The sequence below is a fragment of the Pseudomonas lijiangensis genome (assembly GCF_018968705.1).
GTDB lineage: Bacteria > Pseudomonadota > Gammaproteobacteria > Pseudomonadales > Pseudomonadaceae > Aquipseudomonas > Aquipseudomonas lijiangensis.
Genome location: NZ_CP076668.1, coordinates 3933807 through 3959313 on the forward strand (window position 1 = coordinate 3933807; position 25507 = coordinate 3959313).

The following is a 25507-nucleotide window of genomic DNA, read 5'->3' on the forward strand; positions in this document are numbered from 1 at the left end:
AAACAATAATGGAGCGATACCGATGGATACCTTCAACGCACAAGACACCACGATCATCGTCGGCATGGTGATCGTCTACATCGCAATCACCACCTGGATGAGCATGCGCATGCGCAGCAAGACCAGCGAGCAATACATGGTCGCTGCCAGGACCATGCCCGCCATCATCGTCGGCATCCTGATGATGTCCGAATTCATCGGTGCCAAATCCACAGTCGGTACTGCACAGGCAGCCTTTGAAAGTGGCTTCGCCGCTTCCTGGTCGGTAATTGCCGCCGCCATCGGCTTCCCGCTGTTCGGCCTGTTGATGGCCCGCAAACTGTACAGCTCCGGGGAGTTCACCATCTCCGGCTTCATTGCCAAGAAATACGGCACATCCACCAAGCTCGCGGTGTCGATCATCATGATCTACGCCTTGCTGCTGGTGAACGTCGGCAACTATGTCAGCGGTGCGGCGGCCATTGCCACGGTGCTCAAGATCAACCTGACCACTGCCGCGTTCATCACCGCGATCATCAGCACGCTCTACTACGTGTTCGGTGGCCTGAAGAGCGTGGCGTACATGAGCATCCTGCACACCGCGGTGAAATACATCGGGGTCATGATCGTACTGGGCGTGGCCCTGAAGATGACCGGCGGCTTCACGCCGGTGATCCAGAACATGCCGGAACACTACTTCACCTGGGACGGCACCATCGGCGGTTCGAAAATCATGGCGTGGATCATCGGCACTGTCGGCGCGATCTTCTCGACCCAGTTCATCATCCAGGCGATTTCTTCAACCCAGAGCCCGAATGCGGCACGCCGTTCGACTTTCTATGCATCGCTGCTGTGTATCCCGATTGCTCTGGCCCTGGGCTTTATCGGTGTCGCCTCCAAATACCTGCACCCCGACATGAGCAGCCTCTATGCCCTGCCGGTGTTCCTGCAATCCATGAGCCCCGTGGTAGCGGGTGTGGTCACCATTTCTCTGGTCGCTTCGATCTTCGTCAGCGTCAGCACCGTGGCACTGGCCATCGCTTCGCTGGTGGTGCGCGACTTCTACGTGCCGTGGCGTAAACCGTCGGTGGATCAGGAATTCAAGACCACACGCCTGATCGCCCTGGTGATCGGCTTCGTACCGCTGTTCTTCGTGTTCTTCGTACCGGAAATCCTGAACCTGTCGTTCTTCACCCGCGCCCTGCGCCTGTCGATTGCCGTGGTCGCGATGGTTGCCATCTACCTGCCGTTCTTCGGTTCGGGCCGAGGCGCGACACTGGGACTGATCGCATCCTCCATCACCACCAGCATCTGGTATCTGTTGAACAACCCTTATGGCATCGACAACATGTACATCGCGCTGGTGACACCGGCCATCGTGATTGCCATCGAGCATATGCTGCCCAAATCCGCCCAGACCAAACGCCAAGACGCCGAGGTTCCCAATGCCAACCACTGACATTCGCCAGGACGCCTTCCTGCCAACGCCCTACGCCCAGAACCATGCCGCCAACCTGCATGAACTGGCCGACGGTACGCTGCTGTGCACCTGGTTTGCCGGCACTCAGGAAGGCATGGCCGACATCTTCGTCCTGCTGTCACGCCGCGACCCGCAGACCGGCGTGTGGAGCGAACCGCAAAAGCTGTCCGAAGACCCGACCCGCTCCGAGCAGAACCCGATCCTGTTCCAGGCGCCAGACGGGCCACTGTGGCTGATCTGGACAGCACAGGTTTCCGGCAATCAGGAGACGGCGATCATCCGCCGTCGCCTGTCCCACGACCAGGGCAAGACCTGGGGAGCCATCGAAACCCTGTTCGACGAAGCCGGTACTTTCGTTCGCCAGCCACCTGCCGTGCTGGACAATGGCGACTGGGTCCTGCCGGTCTGGTACTGCATCACGGGGCCGGGTGAAAAGTGGGTCGGCAACCATGACGTCAGCGCCGTGATGATTTCCAGCGATCAGGGCGTCACCTGGTCGCGCCATGACGTGCCGGACAGCACCGGCTGCGTACACATGAATGTCCATCAGTTGCCGGACGGCAAGCTGCTCGGGCTGTTTCGCAGCCGCTGGGCGGACTTCATCTACAGCACCCGCTCCAATGACCGTGGCCGCACCTGGAGCGTGCCGGCTCCGACCGAACTGCCCAACAACAACTCTTCGATCCAGTTCGTTCGGCTGGCCACCGATGAGCTGGCGCTGGTCTACAACCCGGTCAGCGCCGAAGGCCACAGCCAGCGCCGTGCTTCGCTGTACGACGAGATCGAGGACGAAGGCGACGACCGTGTCACGCCGGGTGCCCGCAGCGATGGCAAGGCCGCCATCTGGGGCATTCCCCGTGCGCCGATGAGCCTGGCCGTCTCCCGCGATGGCGGCCATAGCTGGCCTACACGCCTGGATATCGAACTGGGCGACGGCTTCTGCCTGACCAACAACTCGCAGGAAAAACTCAACCGCGAGTTCTCCTACCCCAGCATCATCCAGGCCGCCGATGGTAGCCTGCATGTCGCGTTCACTTACTTCCGGCAGAAGATCAAACACGTGCATCTGCCGCTCAATGCCATTCGCTGAAAGCCTTGCGCCGGTCTTCGGGCTGGCGCCTTTTCGGAAACCCTCAACATGCCTTCAATCGAATCCGTACTTGTGACCGGTGCCAGCTCCGGCATCGGTCAGGCCATTGTCGTGCGCCTGCTTGAGCAAGGCCTGCATGTCACCGGCCTCAGCCGCCGCGCCCCCGACCTGCAACACCCGAACTTCACCTGGATCGAATGCGACCTCAATGATTTCAGCGCTCTGGATCGGGCACTGGAACAGACCGTGAAAATCGATGCCCTGGTACACGCCGCAGGCTTCATGCGCACCGCCCCACTGGGGCAACTCGACGATGCCGATGGCCAGGCCATGTGGCATCTGCATGTGGCCGCCGCCAGCCATATGGTCAACGCCCTCTACCCTCGCCTTAAATCCGGTGCCCGTCTGGTGATGATCGGCAGTCGCACCATGCAGGGCGCTGCCGGTCGCAGCCAGTACGCCGCGACCAAGGCCGCGCTGCAAGGCATGGTCCGTTCATGGGCCATCGAGCTGGCGCCACGTGGCATTACCGTCAACCTCATTGCCCCCGGCGCCACCGAAACCCCGATGCTGCTGGACCCGGCACGCAGCGCAACGCCCCCCAACAAACCGCTGCTGGGCCGCTTTGTGCAGCCCCACGAGATTGCCGGGCTGGCCGCGTTTCTGCTCGGCCCGGACGCCGGTGCAATCACCGGTCAAAGCCTGGTGGTATGCGGCGGTGCGTCGTTGTAAGGTTGCACCTCGTTTTCCTGCGCTAGAAGAGCCTGAATGAAAGTCGCCAATCGTCGCCAATCGATACTCGAACTGGTTCTCTCCGGAAAATCCAACGTCGATGAACTGTGCGCCCAGCTCGGCGTTTCGGAAGCCACCGTGCGCCGCGACCTGACAGCCCTGGCCGAAGACGGCCTGATCGTGCGCACCTATGGCGGTGCAGCCCATATCGGCCAGCGCGAACCGGAAACTACGATTGAAGAACGCAGCCGTCAGCACAGCCAGGAGAAGATGGACATCGCCCTGGCGGCGCTGGCCCACATCAACGATCACGACACGTTGTTCCTGGAGGGCGGCACCAGCACCAGCGCGCTGGCCCACGTCCTCAATCAGCGACGCGGCCTGCACGTCATCACCAACAACCTGACGGCTCTGGGGGATCTGGCGCTGATTCCCGAAGGTCGGGTCACGGTGCTGGGCGGCACACTGCGCCCGTCCAGCATGTCGACCTACGGTGTGGCCGCCCAGGCTGCGCTGGAACACCTGAGCGCCGACAAACTGTTTGTCAGCGCCGATGGTGTGGTGGCGGATCTGGGATTGTGCGAAGCCAGCGCCGAGCAGGCCTATCTCAAGGAGAATATGCTGGCCCGTGCCGCACAGATCTTTGTATTGGCCGACTCCACCAAGCTGGGCCGCGCCCGCCAGCAGCACTGGACGCCGCTGCGCCAGCCGTGGACGCTGATCACCAACCCGGTGGACGATGAATCCCTGCTGGCGCCATTCAAGGCCCGCAAGTCGATTCAGGTGGAAATTGCGTACCCGCAAAAGGCCTGATCAGAGTTTGCCGATACCACCGGGCTCGAAGACCGGCTCGCTTGCCGTCAACCAGTTGACCAGCGGCTGCCCGAACTCCGGCTGACTGATCTCGAAACGATCCCCTCGCTGAGTGCGAATACCGTCGGCAAAAGACAGGGTCGCGGTGCCGAAGAAGTGGATATGCACATCCCCCGGACGCAGGAACTGGCTGTACTTGAAGTGGTGGTATTCAAGGTTTTCCAGGCTGTGACACATATTGGCCTCGCCACTGAGGAATTCCTTCTCCCACACCACCTCACCATCGCGCCAGATACGGCTGGTGCCCGCAAGATGCTGGGGCAGATCACCCACCCGCAATTCCGGGCCGAATGAGCAGGCCCGCAGTTTGGAGTGAGCCAGGTACAGATAATTGCGCCGCTCCATCACGTGGTCGGAAAACTCGTTGCCAATGGCAAAGCCCAGCCGATAAGGCTTGCGGTCGTGGCCGATCACATACAGGCCGCTCAACTCCGGCTCCTCGCCACCATCTTCGGCAAACGGCGGCAGCGTAAAGGCGGCTCCCGGACGCACCACGATGCTGCCATCACCCTTGTAGAACCATTCCGGCTGCACACCCGCCTGACCGGCCTGGGGCTTGCCACCTTCCAGACCCCATTTGAAGATGCGCATGGTGTCGGTCATCGCAGCTTCGTCACCGGCCTGCTGATGCATCTTGTCCCGGGCCGAAGCGCTGCCCAGATGGGTAAGGCCCGTGCCGCTGACCAGCATGTGTGCAGGATCGGGATGGTCCAGCGGCGGCAAAACCCGGACCTCGCGCAGCAGTTGCGCATAATCATGGTCGGTGCCAAGCCCCAGCAGATCCACCTGATGCGCCAGACTGGAACCCGCTTCGATAGCCTTCAAGGCCAGCTCGCGAACACTGTCGACACCCGGCACTTCACGTACCCGGTCACCGTCCACCAGACCGACCCGGCGCTGGCCATGACTTACCTCGAACTGTATCAGCCGCATGAAACTCTCCTTTCAACGATGGGTGGAAGCGCTTGCCGAGAACTCGGACTCAGGCAACACGTGCCTGCGCTCCAGTACGCGATAGACAATGCCGGTCAGCACCAGCCCGAACACCATGACGCCTGACAGGAAGTACAGACCCGAGGCCAGGCTGCCGGTGAGTTCTTTCAGGGTCCCGATGACGAACGGGCCGATGTAGCCGCCCAGATTGCCCACCGAGTTGATCAGCGCAATACCGGCAGCCGCACTGGCACCGGCAAAGAAACGGCCCGGCAGGGTCCAGAAGACCGCCGTGCAGGAAAACAGCGAGAACGCCACCAGACACAACGCTGCCAGTTGCGCTGCCGGCAAGGTCAGCCAGGCACTGCAGAACAGGCCGATGGCGCCCAGCACATAGAGTACGGCCAGGTGTCCGTAACGGTCGTTGAGACGGTCGGAACTGCGGGGCACGATCAGCAGGCCGATGATTCCGAAGATGTAAGGCACCGAGGAAACGAAACCGGTAGTCAGGTCGCTGCCGCCGAACTGCTTGATCAGGGTCGGCAGCCACAGGCCAAGGCCATAGATGCTCAGGGTTACCGGCAGATAGAACAGCGCCAGCAGCAACACCCGCTTGTCCTTGAGGGCGTGCAAGGGATTGCCATGGCGGGTCTGGCCATAGGTTTGCAGGTCGTTGTTCAACTCACCGGTCAGCCAGTCCTTCTCGGCCTGGCTCATCCACGCAACCTGCTGCGGACCATCCGGCAACCAGCGTAGGACCGGCCAGGTCAGCAGGATCGCCGGAGCCCCGATGACGATGAACAGCCACTGCCAGCCATGCAGCCCGAGAATGCCATCCATGCCCAGCAACCCGCCGGACACCGGCCCTGTGATCATCATGGCAATGGGTTGCGAGAGGATGAAGAAACCGAGGATCTTGCCCCGATGGCGTACCGGAAACCATTGGGTGATGTAGTACAGCACGCCGGGAAAGAACCCCGCTTCCGCCACGCCCAGCAAGAAGCGCATCACATAGAAGCTGTAAGGCCCTTGCACGAAAGCCATGCCGATAGTGATCGCGCCCCAGGTGATCATGATCCGGGCGAACCAGCGCCGTGCCCCGAAACGTTCCAGCATCAGGTTGCTGGGGATCTCGAACAGAAAGTAGCCGATGAAGAACAGGCCGGCGCCCAGCCCGTAGGCGGCATCGCCGATGCCGATGTCCGCGCCCATGTGCAGCTTGGCAAAGCCCACGGCCGAGCGGTCCACATAGGCGATCAGGTACAGCAGGATCAGGAAGGGAATCAACTTCAGGGTGATGCGACGTATAAGCCCGGTTTCCTGGCTCATGGGGGTCGGTCTCCATTTTGTTTTTGTTATGGAACCTCGATTACCGCTCGACTATATAGTATTACTATTTAGGCTGACAACTCTTCCAATGATGGATATTTAGGCTTACCTTAGCCGAAACAAAAGCAATTAAGTCTTACAATAAGAGAGACGACCATGTCTGATTCCGATAAAAAACCGACCCTGCGTTCTGCCCAATGGTTTGGTACCGCCGACAAGAACGGCTTCATGTACCGCAGCTGGATGAAGAATCAGGGCATTGCCGATCATCAGTTTCAGGGCAAACCCATCATCGGTATCTGCAACACCTGGTCGGAACTGACCCCCTGCAACGCCCACTTCCGCACGATTGCCGAACACGTCAAACGGGGCGTGATCGAAGCCGGTGGCTGGCCGGTGGAGTTCCCGGTGTTCTCCAACGGCGAATCCAACCTGCGCCCCACCGCGATGTTCACCCGCAACCTGGCCAGCATGGATGTCGAAGAAGCAATTCGCGGCAACCCCATCGACGGCGTCGTGCTGCTGACCGGTTGCGACAAGACCACTCCGGCCCTGCTGATGGGCGCCGCCAGCTGTGACGTACCCGCCATCGTCGTCACCGGCGGGCCGATGCTCAACGGCAAGCATCAGGGCAAGGACATCGGCGCAGGCACCATCGTCTGGCAAATGCATGAGTCCTATAAGGCCGGGCAGATCGGCCTGGACGAATTCCTCTCCGCCGAAGCCGGCATGTCCCGCTCGGCAGGCACCTGCAACACCATGGGCACCGCATCGACCATGGCCTGCATGGCCGAGGCACTGGGCACTTCCCTGCCCCACAACGCCGCCATTCCTGCCGTGGACTCACGCCGTTACGTGCTGGCGCACATGTCCGGCATGCGCGCCGTGGACATGGTGCGTGAAGACCTGCGCCTGTCGAAGATCCTCACCAAGGCAGCCTTCGAAAACGCGATCCGGGTCAATGCCGCCATTGGCGGCTCGACCAATGCCGTCATCCACCTCAAAGCCATCGCCGGACGCATCGGTGTGGACCTGGAACTCGATGACTGGACCCGCATCGGTCGCGGCATGCCGACCATTGTCGACCTGCAACCCTCGGGCCGATTCCTGATGGAAGAGTTCTACTACTCGGGCGGCCTGCCCGCCGTGCTGCGTCGCATGAACGAAGCCAACCTGCTGCCCAACCCCGACGCCTTGACCGTCAATGGCAAGAGCATCGGCGATAACACCCGCAATGCGCCGATCTACGGTGAAGACCAGGTCATCCGCGCACTGGACAACCCGATCCGCGCCGACGGCGGCATCTGCGTGCTGCGCGGCAACCTTGCGCCGCTGGGGGCCGTGCTCAAGCCTTCGGCAGCCACGCCGACGCTGATGCAGCATCGCGGTCGTGCGGTGGTGTTCGAGAACTTCGAGATGTACAAGTCGCGCATCAACGATCCGGATCTGGACATCGATGCCAGCTCGGTGATGGTTCTCAAGAACTGCGGTCCCAAGGGTTATCCGGGCATGGCCGAAGTGGGCAACATGGGCTTGCCGGCCAAACTGCTGGCCCAGGGCGTGACGGACATGGTGCGGATTTCCGATGCGCGCATGAGCGGCACCGCCTACGGCACGGTGGTGTTGCATGTGGCGCCGGAAGCGGCAGCGGGAGGACCGTTGGCGGTGGTAAAGGAAGGCGACTGGATCGAACTCGACTGCGCCAACGGGCGGCTGCATCTGGATATTCCTGATGCAGAACTGCAAGCACGACTGGCCGACTGGCAGGCGCCGCAGCAATTGCTGGCTGGCGGCTATCGTCAGCTCTATATCGACCGGGTGATGCAGGCCGACCAGGGCTGCGACTTCGATTTCCTGGTGGGCTGCCGGGGCGCCGAAGTCCCCCGTCACTCACATTAAGTGACGATAATGGCGGGAAGCCATAGGTACGGCTCCCGCCCTCGGTGTTATGCAATGTTATGATGCGCGGCATCACTGCCAGGATCGATTTGCGTTCCCATGGATTACCGAAAGCCCTCCGACCGTAAAAGCATGCACTCGCGTATTGTCCAGGAACTGGGCATGCAGATCGTTTCCGGCCGTTTCAAGCCTGATGACAAGCTGCCTGCCGAAGCCCTGCTCTGCGAGGAGTACGCCGTCAGCCGTCCGGTGTTGCGCGAAGCCACACGGGTATTGGTCGCCAAAGGGCTGGTGTATTCACGCCCGCGGGTCGGCACGGTGGTCAAGGCACGGCGCGAATGGCATCTGCTGGACCCGGATGTGTTGCATTGGGTGATGCAGAGTTCGCCACAGAACGAGTTCTTCAATCTGCTGACCAGCGTGCGGGCCGTGATCGAACCCGCAGTGGCCGCTTTGGCGGCGCAACATGCCACCGATGAGGAAATCGCTTCCATCGGCGAAGCCTACCAGCGCATGGAAGATGCCCCGACGCCTGAAGCCTTGCTGCAGCCGGACCTGGATTTCCACAGCCGTATCGCCGACGCGACCCACAACGACCTGCTGGCCCATTTGTGCAACATGCTGTCGCTGGCGTTGCGTGAAGCCCTCAAGCATTCCAACAAACGCCCCAACCTGCATGAACTGGCCCTGCCCCGCCACAAGGCCATCCTCACCGCCATCCAGAACCGCGACGCCCTCGGCGCCCGGCATGCAACGCTGGTGCAGCTGGATGATGCGAGGAATGCGTTGAGTGTGGTGTTGGGGGTTCGTGAGTAGCGAAGTCTTGCGGTATCTGCGGCACGGTGTGGGAGGCAGCTTGCTGGCGATAGGCCCAGTGAACTCAACGAATATTTATCGGCTTCAACGGCCCCGTCGCCAGCAAGCTGCCTCCCACAGCCACCGAACTGACCAGGTGTTCCAGGGGTCAGGATGACTGTGGGGAGCTCCGCTCATTTGCCCAAAAGCATCAATGTGAAAACAACGAATTCCCCACTTTCCCGGCCATTTTCTCCGGTTTGATCAGGAACCGCGCCAGCGCTGGCAGCAGCCAGAGCGCGCCGAACATGTTCCACAGCAGCATGAAGGTCAGCATCAGGCCCATGTCAGCCTGGAACTTGATTGCCGAGAAGATCCAGGTGCAGACCCCGATGGCCAGGCACAGACCTGTGAACAGCACGGCCTTGCCTGTGGACTTGAGGGTTTCGTAATAGGCTTCCTGCAATGGCAAGCCCGCACGCAGGAAACTCTCCAGGCGGCTGTAGATATAAATGCCGTAATCGACACCGATCCCCACACCCAGCGCCACCACCGGCAAGGTCGCGACCTTCACGCCGATCCCCATGAACGCCATCAGCGCGTTACCCAGCACCGAGGTCAGTACCAGTGGCAGAACGATACACAGCGTCGCCGCCCAGGAGCGGAAGGTGATCATGCACATGGCCGCGACACAGATATAAACCAGAATCAGGATAATCAGCTCGGACTGCTTGATCACTTCGTTGGTCGCGGCCTCGATCCCGGCGTTACCGGCTGCCAGCAGGAATTGCAGGTCCGGCGTGTTGTTCTCCTTGGCGAAGTCCTGCACCGCATGGACGGCGCGGTCCAGGGTTTCGGCCTTGTGATCGTTGAGGAACACCAGCAGCGGAGCCAGTGAGCAATCGTTGTTGTACAGGCCGTCGGCGCGGGCGATGGAACTGTTGAGCACGTCCTTGTTGCGCGACAGGGATTCCCACTTCAGGTTGCCTTCGTTCATGCCCTTGATGACTTGCTTGGAAACAGTCACCAGAGAAATGGCCGACTGCACGCCCGGCGTGTTCTCCATCTTCCACGCCAGCTCATTGATCGCCGACATGGTCGGATAGGCCGAGCAGCCTTCACGTGGCGTCTTGACCATCACCACCAGCACGTCGGAACTGGTGGAGTAATGACTGATGATGAAATTGTTGTCCTGGTTGTAGCGCGAGTCGGGGCGCAGCTCGGGAGCGCCCTGATCCAGGTCGCCGATCTTCAGGTTCTGGCTGTACCAGAGGCCGCCACCGAAAGCCAGCAGCGCCAGGACGATGGAAACCGGAGCGACTTTCGGGCTCGCGAAGTTCGACAGCAGGCGCCAGAACGGATGCTCGGACACCGCATCCTGCTTGCTGCGCACCACCGCCCGTTTGCTGATGCCGACATAGGAAATCGCCACAGGCAAAAGAATCAGGTTGGTGAACACGATCACCGCCACACCGATGGAAGCACCGATGGCCAGTTCGCGGATCACGCCGATATCGATGATCAACAAGGTAATGAAGCCCACGGCATCGGCCAGAATCGCAATCATCCCCGGCAGGAACAACTGGCGGAAAGTCCGGCGCGCAGCGGTCAGGGCATTGTCCGCATCGCTGGATTGCAGCGCGATACCGTTGATCTTCTGCACGCCATGGGAAATACCGATGGCAAAAATCAGGAACGGCACCAGCATCGAATACGGGTCGATGCCGAAGCCCACCACATGCATCAACCCGAGCTGCCAGATCACGGCAATCAGCGTGGTGCTCAATACCGCGATGGTGCTGCGGATGCAGCGCGTGAACCAGATCAGCAAGACCAGGGTAATGACAAAGGCGATGCCGAAGAACATCACCACCATGAACAGCCCGTCGATCAGATCACCGACCTTCTTGGCAAAGCCGACGATGTGGATCTTGATGTTCGGGTTCTGGGCCTGATACTTGTCGCGGATCTTTTCTTCGAGCTGATGGGAGAACTGCTGGTAATCCAGCGCAAGCAGCTTGCCCTGATCCGCCGGGTCGGGGTAGGACTCCATCAGCGGCACATCGATGATGCTGGACTTGAAGTCGTTGGCGACCAGACGCCCTACCTGCCCGGACTTGAGCACGTTGTTGCGCAACTGATCGAGGCTCTTGTCCGAGCCGTCATAGCTCTGGGGGATGACTTCACCACCGGCAAAGCCTTCTTCGGTCACTTCGGTCCAGCGGACGCTGGGGCTCCACAGCGACTTGAGGCCCGAGCGGTCGACGCCTGAGATGTAGAACACCTCGTCGTTGATCTCGCGCAGGGTTTCCATGTAGCCCTTGGAAAAGATGTCGCCATCCAGTGCTTCGACGGAAATGCGCACGGTATTGCCCAGATTCGCCAGGTCATTGCGGTGCGCCATCATGTTCTGGATGAACGGATGATCCAGCGGGATCATTTTCTCGAAACTGGTGGACGGCCGGACCTGCAGGGCCTGCCAGAACAGGAAGCTGCTGGTCAGCAGACACAGCAGGATCACCGTCGGGCGATTGTTGAAGATCAGGCGTTCAAGGAAGGTTGCCTTGTCGCCTTTATGCTGCTGTTCGTGATGAAGGTTGGTCATGCCTGAATGTCCCCGCCCTGAAGGTTCTTATTGTTGGGTCGTCTCGGCACCCGTGGGCGAGGCGACGCGTACGCCCCCCTGCCCGACCAGAATCAGATTGCCTCGGTCATTGGTGGTCACACCCGCCAGCGAAATGCGGTCGGGGCGGTTGAATATCTCGAAAGTCTGACCATCATCGGTGCTGCGCATGACGCTGCCACCATTGCCCACCAGAATCAGCGAACCATCGGCCAGCAAGGTGGCATTGGCCAGGCCGAACTCCAGTGGCCCGCGGGCTGCATTCAGGGAGATGGTTTCCCAGGTATCGCCAAAATCGGTGGAGCGAAACAGATTGCCCCGCAGGCCATAGGCCAATAGCGTCGAAGGCTGGGCGGTGCCGGTCACACCGAACAATGAGCCCTGGTAAGGGCCTTCGAGCTTTTCCCAGCTCTGGCCGTCATCGCCGGAACGGAACATGCTGCCCGCTTCACCGACAATGAACAGGCCGGCGTCCTTGACCTGAGCGATGCTGTTGAGGTGAAACTGGTCCTCGTTATCGAGCCGGTCGCTGACATCTTCCCACTGCTTGCCGCCATCGGTGGTGGTCAACAATGCGCCATAGGCCCCTACGGCAAAACCGTTATTCAGGTCCTTGAACCAGACATCCAGCAAAGGTGCCTCGCGCTTGAGGTCTTCGAACTGCTTGCTCCAGGTCTTGCCGCCATCGGTGGTTGCAAGTACCTGGGCATCATGGCCGACAGCCCAGCCGTGCTGCTCATCGACAAAGTACACCGCCGTCAGCAACTGGCGGGTCGGCACTTTGGCCTGCACCCAGCTCTTGCCCTGATCGTCGGAATAGAGAATGTGGCCGTGATCGCCAACTACCACCAACCGCGCCCCGGCGTGGGCCACGTCCAGCAACAGGCCACGTGCGGCCTTGGCGGATTCGATGGAGTAGATAGCGTCTGCGGAGGGTTTTGCAGGATCGGAAGCGGCCTGTGAAACAGTTGCTGATGCCAGAAGCGCCATGCAAAGCGCCAGGGACAGGCCCGCGGATGATCGGGTGCGCCGGATGAAGGGCTCACTCATGGACTTCTCCCGTTATTGTTATCAGGTGTTTTCTGTAGGCCGGAACGCTCTAGCCTTACCCTTTTGGAAGCAGTCACATCCTAGTCGGCTTTTCAAATCCGTGACAATCGACAACTCGTTATCTTTTGTTAAGCACTGCGCAATTGGACTGTATTGTGCAGACTCTGTGGGAGGCAGCTTGCTGGCGACTTTCACGTACAGCCGCAGAATCTCTGCCAGTTTTCAGGCCTCTTCGCCAGCAAGCTGCCTCCCACATGTGTTGTTTGTGCCTTGAATAGGCATCAATCGATCACGACATGCGGCAGAAACCGGCTGGTGTCCTTGGTAATCAGGCTCTCGTCTTCGCGAATGCCGATTCCCGAGGCCAGGTCACCGATCACCCAGGAGCCAATCAGGGTGTAGCTGTCGTCGAATTTCGGCAGTGGCGAATAGGCTTGCAGGATGTAAGGCGCATCGGTGTAAGGCCCGTCGACGGCAATCACCTGATCGCTCGGCGTGCGCATTTCGATATTGGCGCCCTCACGGGAGAAATACGGCTTGCGGACCCAGCCTTTGGGCACAGGCTTTTCGGGGTTGCGGTCGATATGGGCAGGCAGCAGGTTCGGATGGCCTTCGTTGAACTGCCACAACAGCGGCAATATGCCCTTGTTGCTCAGGATCGCCTTCCAGGCGGGCTCGACGAACTGGGTACCGCTGGCCGCCACGTGCTGGCCGAACGGTTCGTGAAAGATATGCTCCCAGGCATGCAGCTTGAACAGCCGCTCTATCCAGCGCCCTTCCATATCGACGAAACGCCCTTCGCCGTTAAGCCCGATGTCTTCGATATCGATATGCCGCGCATCGATGCCGACGTGGGCCGCCATGCGGCGCAGAAAATCCGTGGTGCCCCGGTCTTCCACCGAACCGGACATCGATGAAAAGTAGAACGGGCTGGTACGCGGAAACTCCGCGAAGGCCCGCACAACATCTTCTGCAATGGAGTTGAACTGGGTGGCATGAGCCGGCAGCACGCCCCGGGCCATCTGCTCTTCGAGCCAGAGCAACTGAAATGCCCCGGCTTCCATCAGGCTGGTGGGCGTATCGGCATTGATTTCGTACATCTTCGCCGGCCCGGTGCCGTCGTAGGCAAAGTCGAAACGCCCGTAAAGATGCGGGTGCCCCTGCTTCCATGAACTGCGAATCAGGTCGAAGAAAGCTTCGGGAATCGCCAGTTGCTCAAGCAATTCTTCGCTGTCCACGACCCGCGATACAGCATCCAGGCACATCTGGTGAAGCTCCTGGGTCGGCGCTTCAAGATCGCGGGTGATCTGCTGCTCGGTGAACAGGTAATACCCGCGCTCGTCCCAGTAGCGTTCGCCGTCGATGGTGTGGAAGTCGAACCCCTCACGCTCTGCGGTGGCTCGCCAGTCCGGGCGTTCCTGGATGCTGATCTTTTTCATGAGCCGCTGTCCTCAACCGCCGAAACTGCTGCCGCCGCTGCTCTTCCCGCCCCAGCCACTGCGCGCCGAAGCCTGACTGCCGAAGCCGCCACGCGAAATCGTCGAAGACACCGACGAACCGGAGCCGGAACTGCCAAGGCTGCGTCCCAGCGTGTTCTTGCTGTAGCTATTGTCCGGGCTGGATCTGGCCTGGGTGGACCGACTGAAGGTTTTGCCCCGGTCTATCTGGCCGGGCAAGGAAGAGGTGTAATACCCGCCACGATCATCGCGGGTCTGATATACGGGCTGCGAGTAGTAGCGCTGGTTACCAAACCCGTTGCTGAGCAGGTTACCGATCAGCAACCCGGTCAACAGGCCACTGGTGCCGCTCATGCCGGCAGGCGCTGACTGGGCAACTTCCTGATTGGCTCTGTCCAGGGCGTCCTTGGGAACATTGCCGGAGAAACCCAGCTCGAAGCCGCCCATTTTCGGCATGTACTTGCCGTCGGAGGTGACCTGACAGTAATCCGGCACGAAGTCGGCATCGCAGGAAGCCTTGTCATCGTAAGTGGGTGCAATGCGCCGATGATCGGACAAGGCCTGCATATAGGCATCCGAGCACACATCGACGGGCACTTTGGACTCGACACACTCCTGAACGGACTTGAAGTTGGCCTGGGCAGTGAAATTCGAGGTATCTTCCGGTGCCCCACATCCGGAAAGAGCGAGGGGAAGCGTGCTGGCAAGCACAAGTTTTGCTGGACTGCGTCTCATCGTAAGTCTCCTTGACCGTCGCCGCTGTCAGACCGAAGGGGTCATGCAGGCCGCGTTGAGCAGACCGACGCTAATGGCAACACTGGCGGAGTAGATGGCCGCTGCCGTCTCGCCTCTGACAATGCGCGCCGAAAGGCCCTTGAGCACCAGACTGGTGACCCCGAACGCCAGCAGTTGCACCACAGCGGCAATCACCACCCAGACGATCACGTCCAGAATGCCGACGCTGTACGTGATGATGTTGCTGGCCGGCAGCGCAAAACCGATCAGCGAGCCGCCCAGTGCCAAGGCTGCCGCGCTGTTGTTCTCGCGGATCAGGGCAAATTCCTTGTGAGGCGTGACCCTGCTGTAGATGAACTGGAACAGGGCGAACAGAATCGCCGCCACCAGGATGTACATGATGAAACCAAACACGGCAGTGGCGTTGAGCGACATACGCAGCGCGTCGATCATGGGGATTTCCTTGTCATAGAACGTTGATATCAGTGGATTGCAGCGTTACGCCAACCGCCGTTGTCAGGGTGATGGCACCCTCTTCGTCTTCTTCTACCGAAAACAGCAGAAATTCCCGACGATTGATCAAGCCCGTTTCCCGGGCGTACAGCATGCTCAGGTGCCGGATGCGATAGCCGCCGTCAGGGCTGCTCACCTCTTCGTCCATGGGCGTCAGCTCGGTCTGACCGGTTTCGGTCCCCCACTGGCGCTCGAACACTTCGCCATCGTGCTCATAGGTCGGCAGGCCGATCTTAGAGGACGGGCCGGTCAGGCGCAGTAACTCGTCCTTGCTGGCAATGGGCGAGGCACTGTAATAGCCGAACAGAATGATGTCTTGAATATCTTCAGGATTGGGGCCGTTGCTGACCACCTGCAGAAAATAATCCTCGTTATCCAGATAGAAACGATGGATGGACATCGACTGGCCAAGATCGATACGGCCCACGGCCCAGACCTTTTCGTCGCCCGGCAGGACCACTTCGGAATGACCGTCGAGCAGCATTTTCAGCGACGAATCCAGGCACAGCATGCGCCCCGAAGCCAGGCCAAAAGGACTGGTCGGGCCGCTGGCGTTACCGGACGACTTGGGCGCCTCCAGTCCCATGGCACGTTTGAACCAACTCATAGCGCATCTCCCTGCAATCGGCTGGAAGCGATGTAGAAAATTTCCCCGCCGCGAATAGACACATCATTGGCAGGATTGATCTCGAACTGCCCGCTGGCAGATGAGCGATAGCCGATCAGCGTGGCATTGAATTCCTGGCGCAGGCGCACATAGAGCTCGCCGCAGGAGGACGTGAAATCGGCAGGCAGCACATGGCGGAATTGCGTGGCGCCCTGGCCGATGCACAGCAACTCGTTGATCACGCTGCTGGAGCCCGGGTCCTGAGAGGAACGGACCAGCATTTCGATAGCCATGTCTGACGTGCATTCCAGTTCGGGGGCGTAGGTTCTGGCCAGCGCCGCCCGCTCGGAATTATTGAAGTGAGCCACGACATGGCCCGATGGCCCAAGGCTCTTGAGCGTCAGCACAATGGCCAGGGTCAGACTGTCGGACTGGGTATGCACCAGAATCCGCTGGGCACCGATGACACCGGCACGGATCAACAGCGCAGGCGAATCCAGGGAATCGCCCTTGATAAAGGATGCCCGGCCCGGCATGGGGTTTTCCGCAATGATCGAGTCGCAGATCACAAGCCCCCCACGGCTGGTCGAGACGTCCTGATCGAGCAGTTCGACGATGCGTTCACTGGACTCGCCATCCCAACCCACCAGAACCGTATGGCCCTTGAGTGCAGAGCAATCGCCCTGTCCCTTCATGTTTCTTCTCCAGATATCGCCGACCGAAGTCGATGCCTTGCCGATCACGGCGGTCAGCAAGGCGATACCGCCCAGCATGATCCAGGTGGTGGTGATGACCTTGCCCCAGCCGGATTTGGGCGACAGATCGCCATAGCCGACCGTGGTCGCGGTGGTCAGGTAGAAATAGGTGAAATCGACGCCCTGGAGCAGATGATCCTCGCCGGCCAGGGTCAGCAACACCCATGAAACGGAATAATGCACGGCCAGCAATATACCGATCCCGGCCCAGCCGAACCGGTCGAAGAATACCGAGGCGTGACGCCGAAGCAACAGAAACAGGGTCATCCGTTCAAATCCTTGAGTCAGCGTTCACTTCCGTACAGCCCCGCCCACGCACGGGATGGCCTTTGCAGCCATCCCTTCCAGACAGCTTACTGGGCGGGTGTCTGGTTACGGGCCTTCAGGCGCGCCAGCACATCTTCGGCACCGCCATTCTTGGCGCCGATGCCAGCGTCCTGCAGGCGACGCTCAAGGTCGCTGCCGCTGGACTGGCTGGCCATTTCTTCAGCCGCTTCCAGCTTGGCGTCCTGTTCATCCTGACGCTGCTTCAGACGCGCCAGAGAACTCACCGCATTTTCTACCGAGCCGCTGGCACCACCGGTCGCCGAGGCCGTGGCAACCCGCGCCTTTTGCACGGTTTCACGAGCCTTGGCCATTTCGACCTGCTGCTTGAGGCCCTTGATGCGGGATTCGGCCTTGAGCACCTGATCCTGCAACAGATTGACCTGCTTGTTGAACTGATCGGCCAGCTCCTGCTCCTGATCGCGCAGGGCTTCGATCTCTGCGACCTTTGCCGCGCACTCGACGGCCAGGGATTCTTCACCCTTGTTCAGTGCCTGCAGGGCACGGTTTTCCCAGTTGGCAATGCTGGTGGCGTGCTCTTCAAGACGCTGAGCGGACAGCTTGTGCTTGGCCTTGATGGTGATCAGGCCGTCGCGAGCCTTGACCAGTGCGCTGTCGGCGTCGCGGATTTCCTGGTCCAGAATGCGGATGGCATTGGCATCGACAATCGACTCGCCGACTTCGGAAGCACCGCCACGAACGGCAGTCACCAGTTTTTTCCAGATACTTGTGGTCATGAATTCTTTCCTCCTGACAGGACTATTCAGCGGATGAAATGGTCGTCGAAAGCTTCGGCCGCACGGATCACGTTGTCCGCGAGGGTAAAGATTTCCTGAACAATCACCGTTAGGGACGATGCGGCGCTCAGTGCGCCAAACAGGCAATAGACTTCCTGGTCGTCAGCCAGGGTTTCGATACCCACCGACGACAGGGGAAACAGGTCACGGCTGCGCAGGACGACATTGTTGAAAGCGGCCACATCCTTGATGTTGCTCACTTCGATCAGCGTGGCATCGGCCAGGATCTGGTCGCCCGCCACCGCAATGTAGATCGGCAGGTCGCCATAGCCTTTCATGGTCAACCGGATGCCGGCCTCGGCACCTTCGGTCACGGCCAGCTCAATTTCACCTTGAGTGACCAGGTCCAGCTCGGCCAGAGACTTCTGCAGGGAGCTGATGGTCCAGTGGGTGTTCTCGGTCATGAAATCCTCCAATTTGATTCTCTCGCCCAGAAAGGGCTGCCTTAGCGCTTTTTCGATGCCGCGCAATGCATCGACGTTTTCAGGGCGGATCCAGAACTCACGCTTGACCAGACCCGCTTCCTTGAGTCGCAGACGCATTTCACGCATGTAATCGGTAGAACTCTTTGACACCTTGGCCGGGAGTACCGAACTGTCGCCTTTGGTTTTACGAGGCACTGGCGTTCCCCTGTGATGTTAATGCCGATCAGTCAAGGCATATGTCACTTGTGGGAGGGGCCTTGGCCGCGACGACTTGCTTGCAGGCAATACATTTTCAGCGCCTGAAAGCTGGCTGTCGCGGCCAAGGCCCCTCCCACGGATTGCAACCTGGCCACCAACTGATCAGCATTACCCTGTCATTTCGCCTTGGATCAGGTCCGCAACTTAGCAGATGCCCTGACGGATAGATACGCCTCACATGTGATATTTTTCCGAATCAGAAACCAGGCGATTCCAGACGCAAAAAAGGTGCTGCCCGCAACCGCGAACAGCACCTTTTCCAAAGCCTACTCAATGCCGCATCAAGCCTTAAACCGCCAGGCTTTTGCTCACCACTTCGAACACGTCCGACGACAGCTCGCCAGAGCTGCGAATGCGCTCAAGCTCGGCCTTCATCAACGCCTGACGGGCGCTGTCGTACTTGCGCCAGCGGGTCAACGGTGCCAGTTGGCGAGAAGCGATCTGCGGGTTGAAGCCATTGAGCTCGATCACCAGATCCGCCAGGAAGCGATAGCCGGAGCCATCCGCCGCATGGAAGTTGATCAGGTTCTGGCCGGCGAAGGCACCGATCAGGGCTCGAACCTTGTTCGGGTTCTTGATGTTGAACGCCGGATGCTGCATCAGCTCCTTGACCCGTTGCAGACCACCCGGTTGGGTGCTGCCCGCCTGGACGCTGAACCACTGGTCCATGACCAGCGGATTGCCTTTGAAGTTTTCGGCAAACACGGCCAGAGCCTTGGCGCGCTCTTCGGTAAATGGCGAATTGACCAGCACCGCCAGCGCTGTGAGACGTTCGGTCATGTTGTCGGCGGCATCGAACTGCTCGATGGCGGCCTCCAGCACCTGCGGCCTGGCGCTGAGCATCAGGTACGACAGCGCAATGTTCTGCAGGCTGCGACGGGCGAAATGCTCGGCTTCGGCGATGTAAGGCGTGGTTTTCGACAGGCTGCGATTGGCCTGATAACGGGCCCACAGCGCATCGAACAGGCTGTCGGCAATCTGCTGACGCGCAAACTCGCGGGCCCCATGAATGGCATCGACATCCGCCACTTCGCTGATTTCAGTGAGGTACGCCTCGCCCGGCAGCGACAGCATCTCGGCGACCATGGCCTGATCCAGCTGCTCATCCGCCAGTACGGTACCCAATGCCGTCACCAGACGCTGATCCATGACCAGTGGCTGACCTTGCTGATGCTGAGCGATCAGCTCCTGAAGCACTTGCACCGACAGTTGCTGACCAGCCTCCCAGCGATTGAAGCCATCGCTGTCGTGCTGCATCAGGAACATCAACTGGTCGCGGTCGTAAGGGAAGCTGAGCTTGACCGGTGCCGAGAAACCACGCAGCAGGGACGGCAGCGGCTTTTCAGCGATATCGACAAAGGTGAAGGTCTGCTCGGCTTCGGTCACCGACAGCACGCGAGACGTCCCGCTGGCGGCGGCTTCGCCGGACAGGCGCAAGGCAATCTCGCCACCCTGCTTGTCCAGCAGACCCAGCGCGACCGGAATCACGAACGGCAGTTTTTCCTGTTTGTCCGGCGTCTGCGGGCAGCTCTGACGGAAAGTCAGGCTGTAGGTGCGCGCCGCACTGTCGTAGGACTCGCTGACCGCCAGACGAGGTGTACCGGCCTGGCTGTACCAGCGTTTGAACTGGGTCAGGTCAACGCCATTGGCGTCTTCCATGGCCTTGATGAAATCGTCACAGGTCACGGCCTGGCCGTCGTGACGCTCGAAGTACAGGTCGCTGCCCTTGCGGAAGCCTTCGGCGCCCAACAAGGTGTGGATCATGCCCACGACTTCGGAGCCCTTTTCGTAGACGGTCAGGGTGTAGAAGTTGGAAATCTCGATAAAGCTGTCCGGGCGCACGGCATGGGCCATGGGGCCGGCATCTTCGGCGAACTGGTGAGTGCGCAGGTAAGCGACATCCTGGATGCGCTTGACCGTGGCCGAGTTCATGTCCGCCGAGAAACCGGAGTCACGGAAGACCGTGAAGCCTTCCTTGAGCGACAGCTGGAACCAGTCGCGGCAGGTCACGCGGTTGCCCGACCAGTTGTGGAAGTATTCGTGAGCCACAATCGCCTCGACCCGCTGGTGAGCGGCATCGGTGGCGGTTTCGGCACGGGCCAGCACGGCGCTGGAGTTGAAGATATTGAGGCCCTTGTTCTCCATGGCGCCCATGTTGAAGTCGTTCACGGCCACGATCATGAAGATGTCCAGATCGTATTCGCGACCGTAGGTTTCTTCGTCCCAGCGCATTGACTTCTTGAGGCTGTCCATGGCGTGCTGGCACTTGTCGATGTTTTCCGGCTCGACATAGATGCGCAGGGTCACGACACGTTCGCTCATGGTGGTGAAGGTGTCTTCGACACACCACAGGTCACCGGCCACCAGCGCAAACAGGTACGCCGGTTTCATGAACGGGTCTTCCCAGGTCGCCCAGTGGCGGCCATCGTCTTCCTGGCCGCTGGCAATCGGGTTGCCGTTGGACAGCAGCACCGGGAAATCATGCTTGTCGGCGCTCAGGGTCGTGGTGAACTTGCTCATCACGTCCGGGCGGTCGAGGTAATAGGTGATCTTGCGGAAACCTTCGGCCTCGCACTGAGTGCAGAACATGCCGCTGGATTTGTACAGGCCTTCCAGGGCGGTATTGGTTTCCGGGTGGATACGCACGGTGCTGTCGACCGTGAAGCGCTCGCCCTTGGGGTGCAGCGTCAGATGGTCGGGCGTCAGCTCGTAATCGGCAGGACTCAGCTCGACATCGTCCAGTTGCAGCGACACAAGCTCCAGAAGCTGACCGTCCAGCACCAGCGGTGGCAAGCCCGCGCCGCGTTCAGGATTACGGCGCATGACCAGTTGTGCGTGCACCAGGGAATGGTCATCGAACAACTCGAAGGTCAGATGCGTTTCGTCAATGAGGTACTCAGGCGCCTGATAGTCTTTCAGGTAAATCATTTTCGGTTGTTCAGTACGCATACTGGAGTCCTTATGACTGATGCACGGCCAGTTGATAAGCCGTGTACTTGCGAATATTGATCACGCCGGTATCGAAAATCAGGTATTGGCCCTTGATCCCCAGCAGCGTGCCCTCGGCAATCGGGTTCTTGTCCAGGTTGAAGCTGACGATCTTGGTCGGATACGCCTCGACCGGATACCGAAACTCCACAGGTTCGGCGTCATGCAGCAACTGGATGGCCTGCAGGCCGAATCGGCCTTGCAACTCCTGTAATCCGGCAGCACAACTGTCGAACAGTTCCTCGCGAATGGCCTTGAGATCCACAGGCTGGGCATCGCCCTTGAGCAAGGCACGCCAGTTGGTACGATCCGCCACCTGACTGCGCAGCAGGTCTTCGACGAAACCGGACTGCTGCCGGGTCGCCACACGCAGGATCGGCAGAGCCTGACTCGCCCCCTGATCCAGCCAGCGGGTCGGCAACTGGGTGGCCCGGGTGATACCGACTTTCACGCCCGATGAATTGGCGAGATAGACGATATGGTCGGTCATGCAGAACTGCTCGCCCCAGGACGGGTCCCGGCAGGTGCCGTGCTCGTGATGGCACTTTTCCGGGCTCATGATGCACACGTCGCACTGGGCCAGCTTGAGCATGCACGGGTAGCAATAACCCTGGCTGTAGCTGGATTTGGTCTTGCGACCGCAATGGCTGCAATGGATGGCACCCAGGTATTCCAGGCGCACCGTCTTGCCGATCAGCGGGTTGACGGGGATTTCCTCATCGCCCAGCCGAAACGCATATTGCACGAACGACGCATCATCCTGACGCGCCGACATTTTGTTGACTGCTCCGCGACCAATCTCGATCAATGGATGGCATCCGACTTGAACAGGATATTGGCCACAGGCTCGGACTTGGACGCACATTCCTGCGGGCCCATGTAGCCGATGCGCTGGTCTTCCGGCAGGTTCTGCGCTTCCCAGGCGATCAACGCCTGCAAGGACAACTCGCGCTGCTCCTGAGTGAGCTTGCGGCCATCGGACCACTTGCCGATTTCCACGGCCAGCTTCAGGCTCTCGTAGATGTCCGGGGTGATGTTTTCAATCATTTCAACAAAAGAGGACATGCCGTACTCCAGAAGATAGGGGGGCAATTCTAAATCCTGCGGCGGGCAATCGCACCACCCACAAGACCTGTAAGACAACCAATGACGAGGCCGCCGACGTGGGCACCGTTGGCGATATCGCCAAAACCCAGCAGGCTCACCAGCCCGGACAGGCAGAGCACCAGCCAGACCAGCATCATGATCAGCACGCCACGGGGCATGCGATAGATCGGGTTGGGCGCCAGCCACTGGAAAATCCAGCAATGGCCCAGCAAACCGTAAAGAACCCCCGACAACCCGCCAAACAGGCTCGGGCCACCGAAAGCATATTGAACAGAGTTGGAAACCCCGGCGAACAGCAGCGTCAGGCCCAGCAAGTGCCAGCGCCCCTGGCGCAGTTCGATGCGCCGCCCCAGTTCCCAGTACCACAGGCCGTTCATGGATAGATGCAGAATGCCGAAGTGGATCAGCATCGGGGTAAAGATCCGCCACCACTGCCCTGCTGCCAGACTGTCGGCAAGAGGCGTGAACATCGCGTATTCGCCCTGGACCTGAAAGTCCAGAAACGTCAGCCAGCGCACGGTATCGAGGTCATCCCCCAACAGGGTGAGCCCGGCAACAATCAGGGTGGCCAGCAGGACCAGGGCGGTCATCGGACTGTTGCGCAACTGCTGAGCGAAGCTGGGGCGCTTCACTTCAGTCACGGCGGCTCCGGGCGGCAACTCGTAGGAATCGTCACCCTCGGGAAAGCGTGCGTACAAGTTACGCACCTCTTCGGGCAGTTGCCCCAGTTCAGGCACCCAGAGCACCTGCTCACCCGCTTCCTCGCTGACCCGATGCGGCACGCCCAGGCGCTGCAAAAGGCTGAGGAATCCCGTCAGGTCGGTACTCAGGGGCAATCGCAGAACGGCAACCGGACTCATTGGGAAACCTCGGGACGCTGCACATCGACCCAGACGAATTTACCCGGATCGATCTGTGTTTCCTGATCCAGCCGATACGCGACCAGCTTGCCGTAGAGCACGGCGCTGTAATCCAGGCAGGCCAGGTTCGGACGAATCGGCGCCGGTATGCCGCTACGCCAGTAATGGCCAACGAACAACAATGGCTCGTCGATGCCATAGCGCAACAGGGCGTTCTTTTCCGAAGTGGACAGCGGCGTCTTGGCCACGCCTTCAGGCAAGGCGTCGGGCTGGAAGACCACATCGCCATAGGTCTGGGGATCGTCTTCCCAGAACTTGGTGCGGAAGAAGGCACGAGACAGGCCATCGCCACCGGTCAGGGTCAGGCCATGGGGCAAACGCATGTCGGTGCCGCGCAGCAAGCGGTTGAAAACGCCACTGGCAAAACTGCCGGGCACCGCCGAAGCCTGGACGAAATGCTTGTCTATGCAGCCATTGCCATGCAGGCCACGCAGCGGCTCGATCAGGCTGGGGTCCCAGCAGGCATGAACCACCCTGAAGCGGCCTGCATCGATGAACAAAGGCAGTTCGTAGAACCACTGGACAAACTCGTTCCACTCCGCCGGATACTGTTCGAACTGCGCCAGCGTTTCACCGATCAGTCGCGCATGCCGCGGCGTGTGCTCGCGCACGAAACGCTGGCTGCCTTCGGGCAAGGCCGGAGTCACCCAGCCCAGCGCGTTGAATTCATGATTGCCCATGATGCAATAGGCCTGACCCGCCACGACCATATCGCGCACGATGTGCAGCGCCTCGCGAATCCGCGGGCCGCGATCGATGATATCCCCCAGGAAAATCACCCTGCGTTCAGGGTGACGCCAGACGCCCGCCTGAAAACGGTAACCGAGCAACTCCAGCAAGTGCTCAAGGGTATGAGCACAACCGTGCACGTCACCGATCAGATCGTAGCCACGCGCAGGATCGAGCATCAGTCTCCTCCGGCGCCGAGTCTGCTGCCCCAGCCGAGCTTGGTGCGGCAGACTTCGTAATAGTTGTGATCCAGCGGATGAATCAGGCGCAGTTTCTGGGATTTCTTGCTGACGGTAATGGTATCGCCCGGTGCGCAGGTGAAATGGTTCTGGCCATCACAGGACACCTGGGGATAGATGGTCATGTCCTTGGACACCACGATTTTCAGCTCGCTGTTGCCGTCCACCACGATCGGGCGACCGGACAGCGTATGCGGGTACATGGGCACAATGACAATGGCGTCGAGCTTAGGGTGCATGATCGGCCCGCCTGCCGACAGCGCGTAGGCGGTCGAACCGGTGGGCGTGGCAACGATCAGGCCGTCGGCCTTCTGGCTGCAGACGAACTGGCCATCGATATAGATCTCGAACTCGATCATCCGCGTGGACTTGCCCGGGTGCAGCACCACATCGTTGAGCGCATCGCCCTGACCGATGGCTTCGCCATGGCGGCGGACTTCGGCCTGAAGCAGGAAGCGGTTCTCCACCAGATAGTGGCCTTCCAGCACTTCAGCGACTTTGACTTCCAGTTCGTCAGGACGGATATCGGTGAGAAAGCCCAGGCTGCCACGGTTGATGCCCAGTACCGGAACATTGTGCTTGGCCAGCGCCCGCGCCGCGCCCAGCAGGCTGCCGTCACCGCCTACCACAATCACCATGTCGCAGACTTCACCGAGCATCTTGCGCGACGAGGTCTGCAGACCGTGGCCGGGCAGCACTTCAGCGATGGTGTCTTCCAGAATGACGTGCAGATGCCGGTCCAACAGGAATCTCTTGAGTCGGCGAACGGTATCGAGCACCTGAACACTGCCCAGACGACCGATGATGCCGATATTGCGAAATTGCTCCATGGGGCTCCTGCTGCGGGTTCGATACGGCTTCAAAGAAAGG

Annotated in this window: 23 protein-coding genes; 6 read left to right on the forward strand and 17 right to left on the reverse strand. The window is 60.1% G+C overall.

Annotated features, from left to right (window positions below):
• The first annotated feature begins 22 nt into the window (after positions 1 to 22).
• Genes KQP88_RS16195 through KQP88_RS16210 form a run of 4 tightly spaced genes read left to right on the forward strand, consistent with a single transcriptional unit; the run spans position 23 to position 4094 of the window.
• Positions 23 to 1438 (forward strand): sodium:solute symporter family protein, encoded by a 1416-nt coding sequence (locus KQP88_RS16195; RefSeq protein WP_216703602.1) that lies wholly within the window; start codon positions 23 to 25, stop codon positions 1436 to 1438.
• Positions 1425 to 2549: a sialidase family protein gene (locus KQP88_RS16200; protein ID WP_216703603.1), complete on the forward strand. Its 1125-nt coding sequence runs from the start codon at positions 1425 to 1427 to the stop codon at positions 2547 to 2549. Before KQP88_RS16195 ends, KQP88_RS16200 begins: the two co-directional genes overlap by 14 nt.
• Before the next feature lie 48 nt (positions 2550 to 2597).
• Positions 2598 to 3281, forward strand: a complete 684-nt coding sequence (locus tag KQP88_RS16205) for an SDR family NAD(P)-dependent oxidoreductase (RefSeq protein ID WP_216703604.1) — start codon at positions 2598 to 2600, stop codon at positions 3279 to 3281.
• 36 nt (positions 3282 to 3317) lie between these two features.
• On the forward strand, positions 3318 to 4094 hold the full coding sequence (locus KQP88_RS16210; RefSeq protein WP_095066841.1) for a DeoR/GlpR family DNA-binding transcription regulator: 777 nt from the start codon (positions 3318 to 3320) through the stop codon (positions 4092 to 4094).
• Here KQP88_RS16210 and araD1 read toward each other — a convergent pair whose 3' ends face one another.
• Together araD1 and KQP88_RS16220 are read right to left on the reverse strand one after the other, a co-directional pair.
• On the reverse strand, positions 4095 to 5087 hold the full coding sequence (gene araD1, locus KQP88_RS16215; protein ID WP_216703605.1) for an AraD1 family protein: 993 nt from the start codon (positions 5085 to 5087) through the stop codon (positions 4095 to 4097).
• Between the two features lie 12 nt (positions 5088 to 5099).
• Positions 5100 to 6416: an MFS transporter gene (locus tag KQP88_RS16220; RefSeq protein WP_200992426.1), complete on the reverse strand. Its 1317-nt coding sequence runs from the start codon at positions 6414 to 6416 to the stop codon at positions 5100 to 5102.
• A 156-nt stretch (positions 6417 to 6572) separates the two neighbouring features.
• On the opposite strand from KQP88_RS16220, the gene KQP88_RS16225 reads away from it, so the two are divergent.
• Together KQP88_RS16225 and KQP88_RS16230 are read left to right on the forward strand one after the other, a co-directional pair.
• Entirely contained in the window at positions 6573 to 8315 is a 1743-nt protein-coding gene (locus KQP88_RS16225; protein WP_216703606.1) for an IlvD/Edd family dehydratase, read from the forward strand.
• Positions 8316 to 8414: 99 nt separating this feature from the next.
• Positions 8415 to 9131 carry a FadR/GntR family transcriptional regulator gene (locus KQP88_RS16230; protein WP_198728439.1) on the forward strand — a complete coding sequence of 239 codons (717 nt, stop codon included), beginning with the start codon at positions 8415 to 8417 and terminating at the stop codon, positions 9129 to 9131.
• A 190-nt stretch (positions 9132 to 9321) separates the two neighbouring features.
• Here the strand turns inward: KQP88_RS16230 and KQP88_RS16235 are convergent, their stop codons facing one another.
• From KQP88_RS16235 to KQP88_RS16305, 15 genes are all read right to left on the reverse strand, one after another.
• Positions 9322 to 11715, reverse strand: coding sequence for an efflux RND transporter permease subunit (locus tag KQP88_RS16235; RefSeq protein ID WP_216703607.1), 2394 nt, complete (start codon positions 11713 to 11715; stop codon positions 9322 to 9324).
• 27 nt (positions 11716 to 11742) lie between these two features.
• Positions 11743 to 12783 (reverse strand): WD40/YVTN/BNR-like repeat-containing protein, encoded by a 1041-nt coding sequence (locus KQP88_RS16240; RefSeq protein WP_122320577.1) that lies wholly within the window; start codon positions 12781 to 12783, stop codon positions 11743 to 11745.
• Positions 12784 to 13064: 281 nt separating this feature from the next.
• Entirely contained in the window at positions 13065 to 14222 is a 1158-nt protein-coding gene (locus KQP88_RS16245) for a glutathionylspermidine synthase family protein (RefSeq protein ID WP_095066835.1), read from the reverse strand.
• 12 nt (positions 14223 to 14234) lie between these two features.
• A complete protein-coding gene (locus KQP88_RS16250; protein ID WP_216703608.1) occupies positions 14235 to 14975 on the reverse strand; it encodes a DUF1190 domain-containing protein in 741 nt (246 codons plus the stop codon).
• A gap of 27 nt (positions 14976 to 15002) precedes the next feature.
• Complete coding sequence (locus KQP88_RS16255) at positions 15003 to 15428, reverse strand: DUF350 domain-containing protein (protein ID WP_095066833.1); 426 nt, start codon at positions 15426 to 15428, stop codon at positions 15003 to 15005.
• A gap of 13 nt (positions 15429 to 15441) precedes the next feature.
• Positions 15442 to 16095, reverse strand: a complete 654-nt coding sequence (locus tag KQP88_RS16260; RefSeq protein ID WP_216703609.1) for a YjfK family protein — start codon at positions 16093 to 16095, stop codon at positions 15442 to 15444.
• Complete coding sequence (locus tag KQP88_RS16265) at positions 16092 to 17117, reverse strand: ion channel (RefSeq protein ID WP_216703610.1); 1026 nt, start codon at positions 17115 to 17117, stop codon at positions 16092 to 16094. The genes KQP88_RS16260 and KQP88_RS16265 overlap by 4 nt, the downstream gene beginning before the upstream one ends.
• A gap of 86 nt (positions 17118 to 17203) precedes the next feature.
• Positions 17204 to 17911, reverse strand: coding sequence for a PspA/IM30 family protein (locus KQP88_RS16270; protein ID WP_095066830.1), 708 nt, complete (start codon positions 17909 to 17911; stop codon positions 17204 to 17206).
• Positions 17912 to 17937: 26 nt separating this feature from the next.
• Positions 17938 to 18591, reverse strand: coding sequence for a YjfI family protein (locus KQP88_RS16275; protein WP_216703611.1), 654 nt, complete (start codon positions 18589 to 18591; stop codon positions 17938 to 17940).
• A gap of 351 nt (positions 18592 to 18942) precedes the next feature.
• Positions 18943 to 21603, reverse strand: a complete 2661-nt coding sequence (gene pepN, locus KQP88_RS16280) for an aminopeptidase N (RefSeq protein ID WP_216703612.1) — start codon at positions 21601 to 21603, stop codon at positions 18943 to 18945.
• A 10-nt stretch (positions 21604 to 21613) separates the two neighbouring features.
• Positions 21614 to 22450 carry a DUF2797 domain-containing protein gene (locus tag KQP88_RS16285; RefSeq protein WP_216703613.1) on the reverse strand — a complete coding sequence of 279 codons (837 nt, stop codon included), beginning with the start codon at positions 22448 to 22450 and terminating at the stop codon, positions 21614 to 21616.
• Positions 22447 to 22707: a YeaC family protein gene (locus tag KQP88_RS16290; protein ID WP_025260969.1), complete on the reverse strand. Its 261-nt coding sequence runs from the start codon at positions 22705 to 22707 to the stop codon at positions 22447 to 22449. Before KQP88_RS16290 ends, KQP88_RS16285 begins: the two co-directional genes overlap by 4 nt.
• Before the next feature lie 29 nt (positions 22708 to 22736).
• Entirely contained in the window at positions 22737 to 23609 is an 873-nt protein-coding gene (locus tag KQP88_RS16295; protein ID WP_216703614.1) for a rhomboid family intramembrane serine protease, read from the reverse strand.
• Complete coding sequence (locus KQP88_RS16300) at positions 23606 to 24577, reverse strand: metallophosphoesterase (protein WP_216703615.1); 972 nt, start codon at positions 24575 to 24577, stop codon at positions 23606 to 23608. Before KQP88_RS16300 ends, KQP88_RS16295 begins: the two co-directional genes overlap by 4 nt.
• Positions 24577 to 25467: an NAD(+) kinase gene (locus KQP88_RS16305; protein WP_025260972.1), complete on the reverse strand. Its 891-nt coding sequence runs from the start codon at positions 25465 to 25467 to the stop codon at positions 24577 to 24579. Before KQP88_RS16305 ends, KQP88_RS16300 begins: the two co-directional genes overlap by 1 nt.
• Positions 25468 to 25507: the final 40 nt, after the last annotated feature.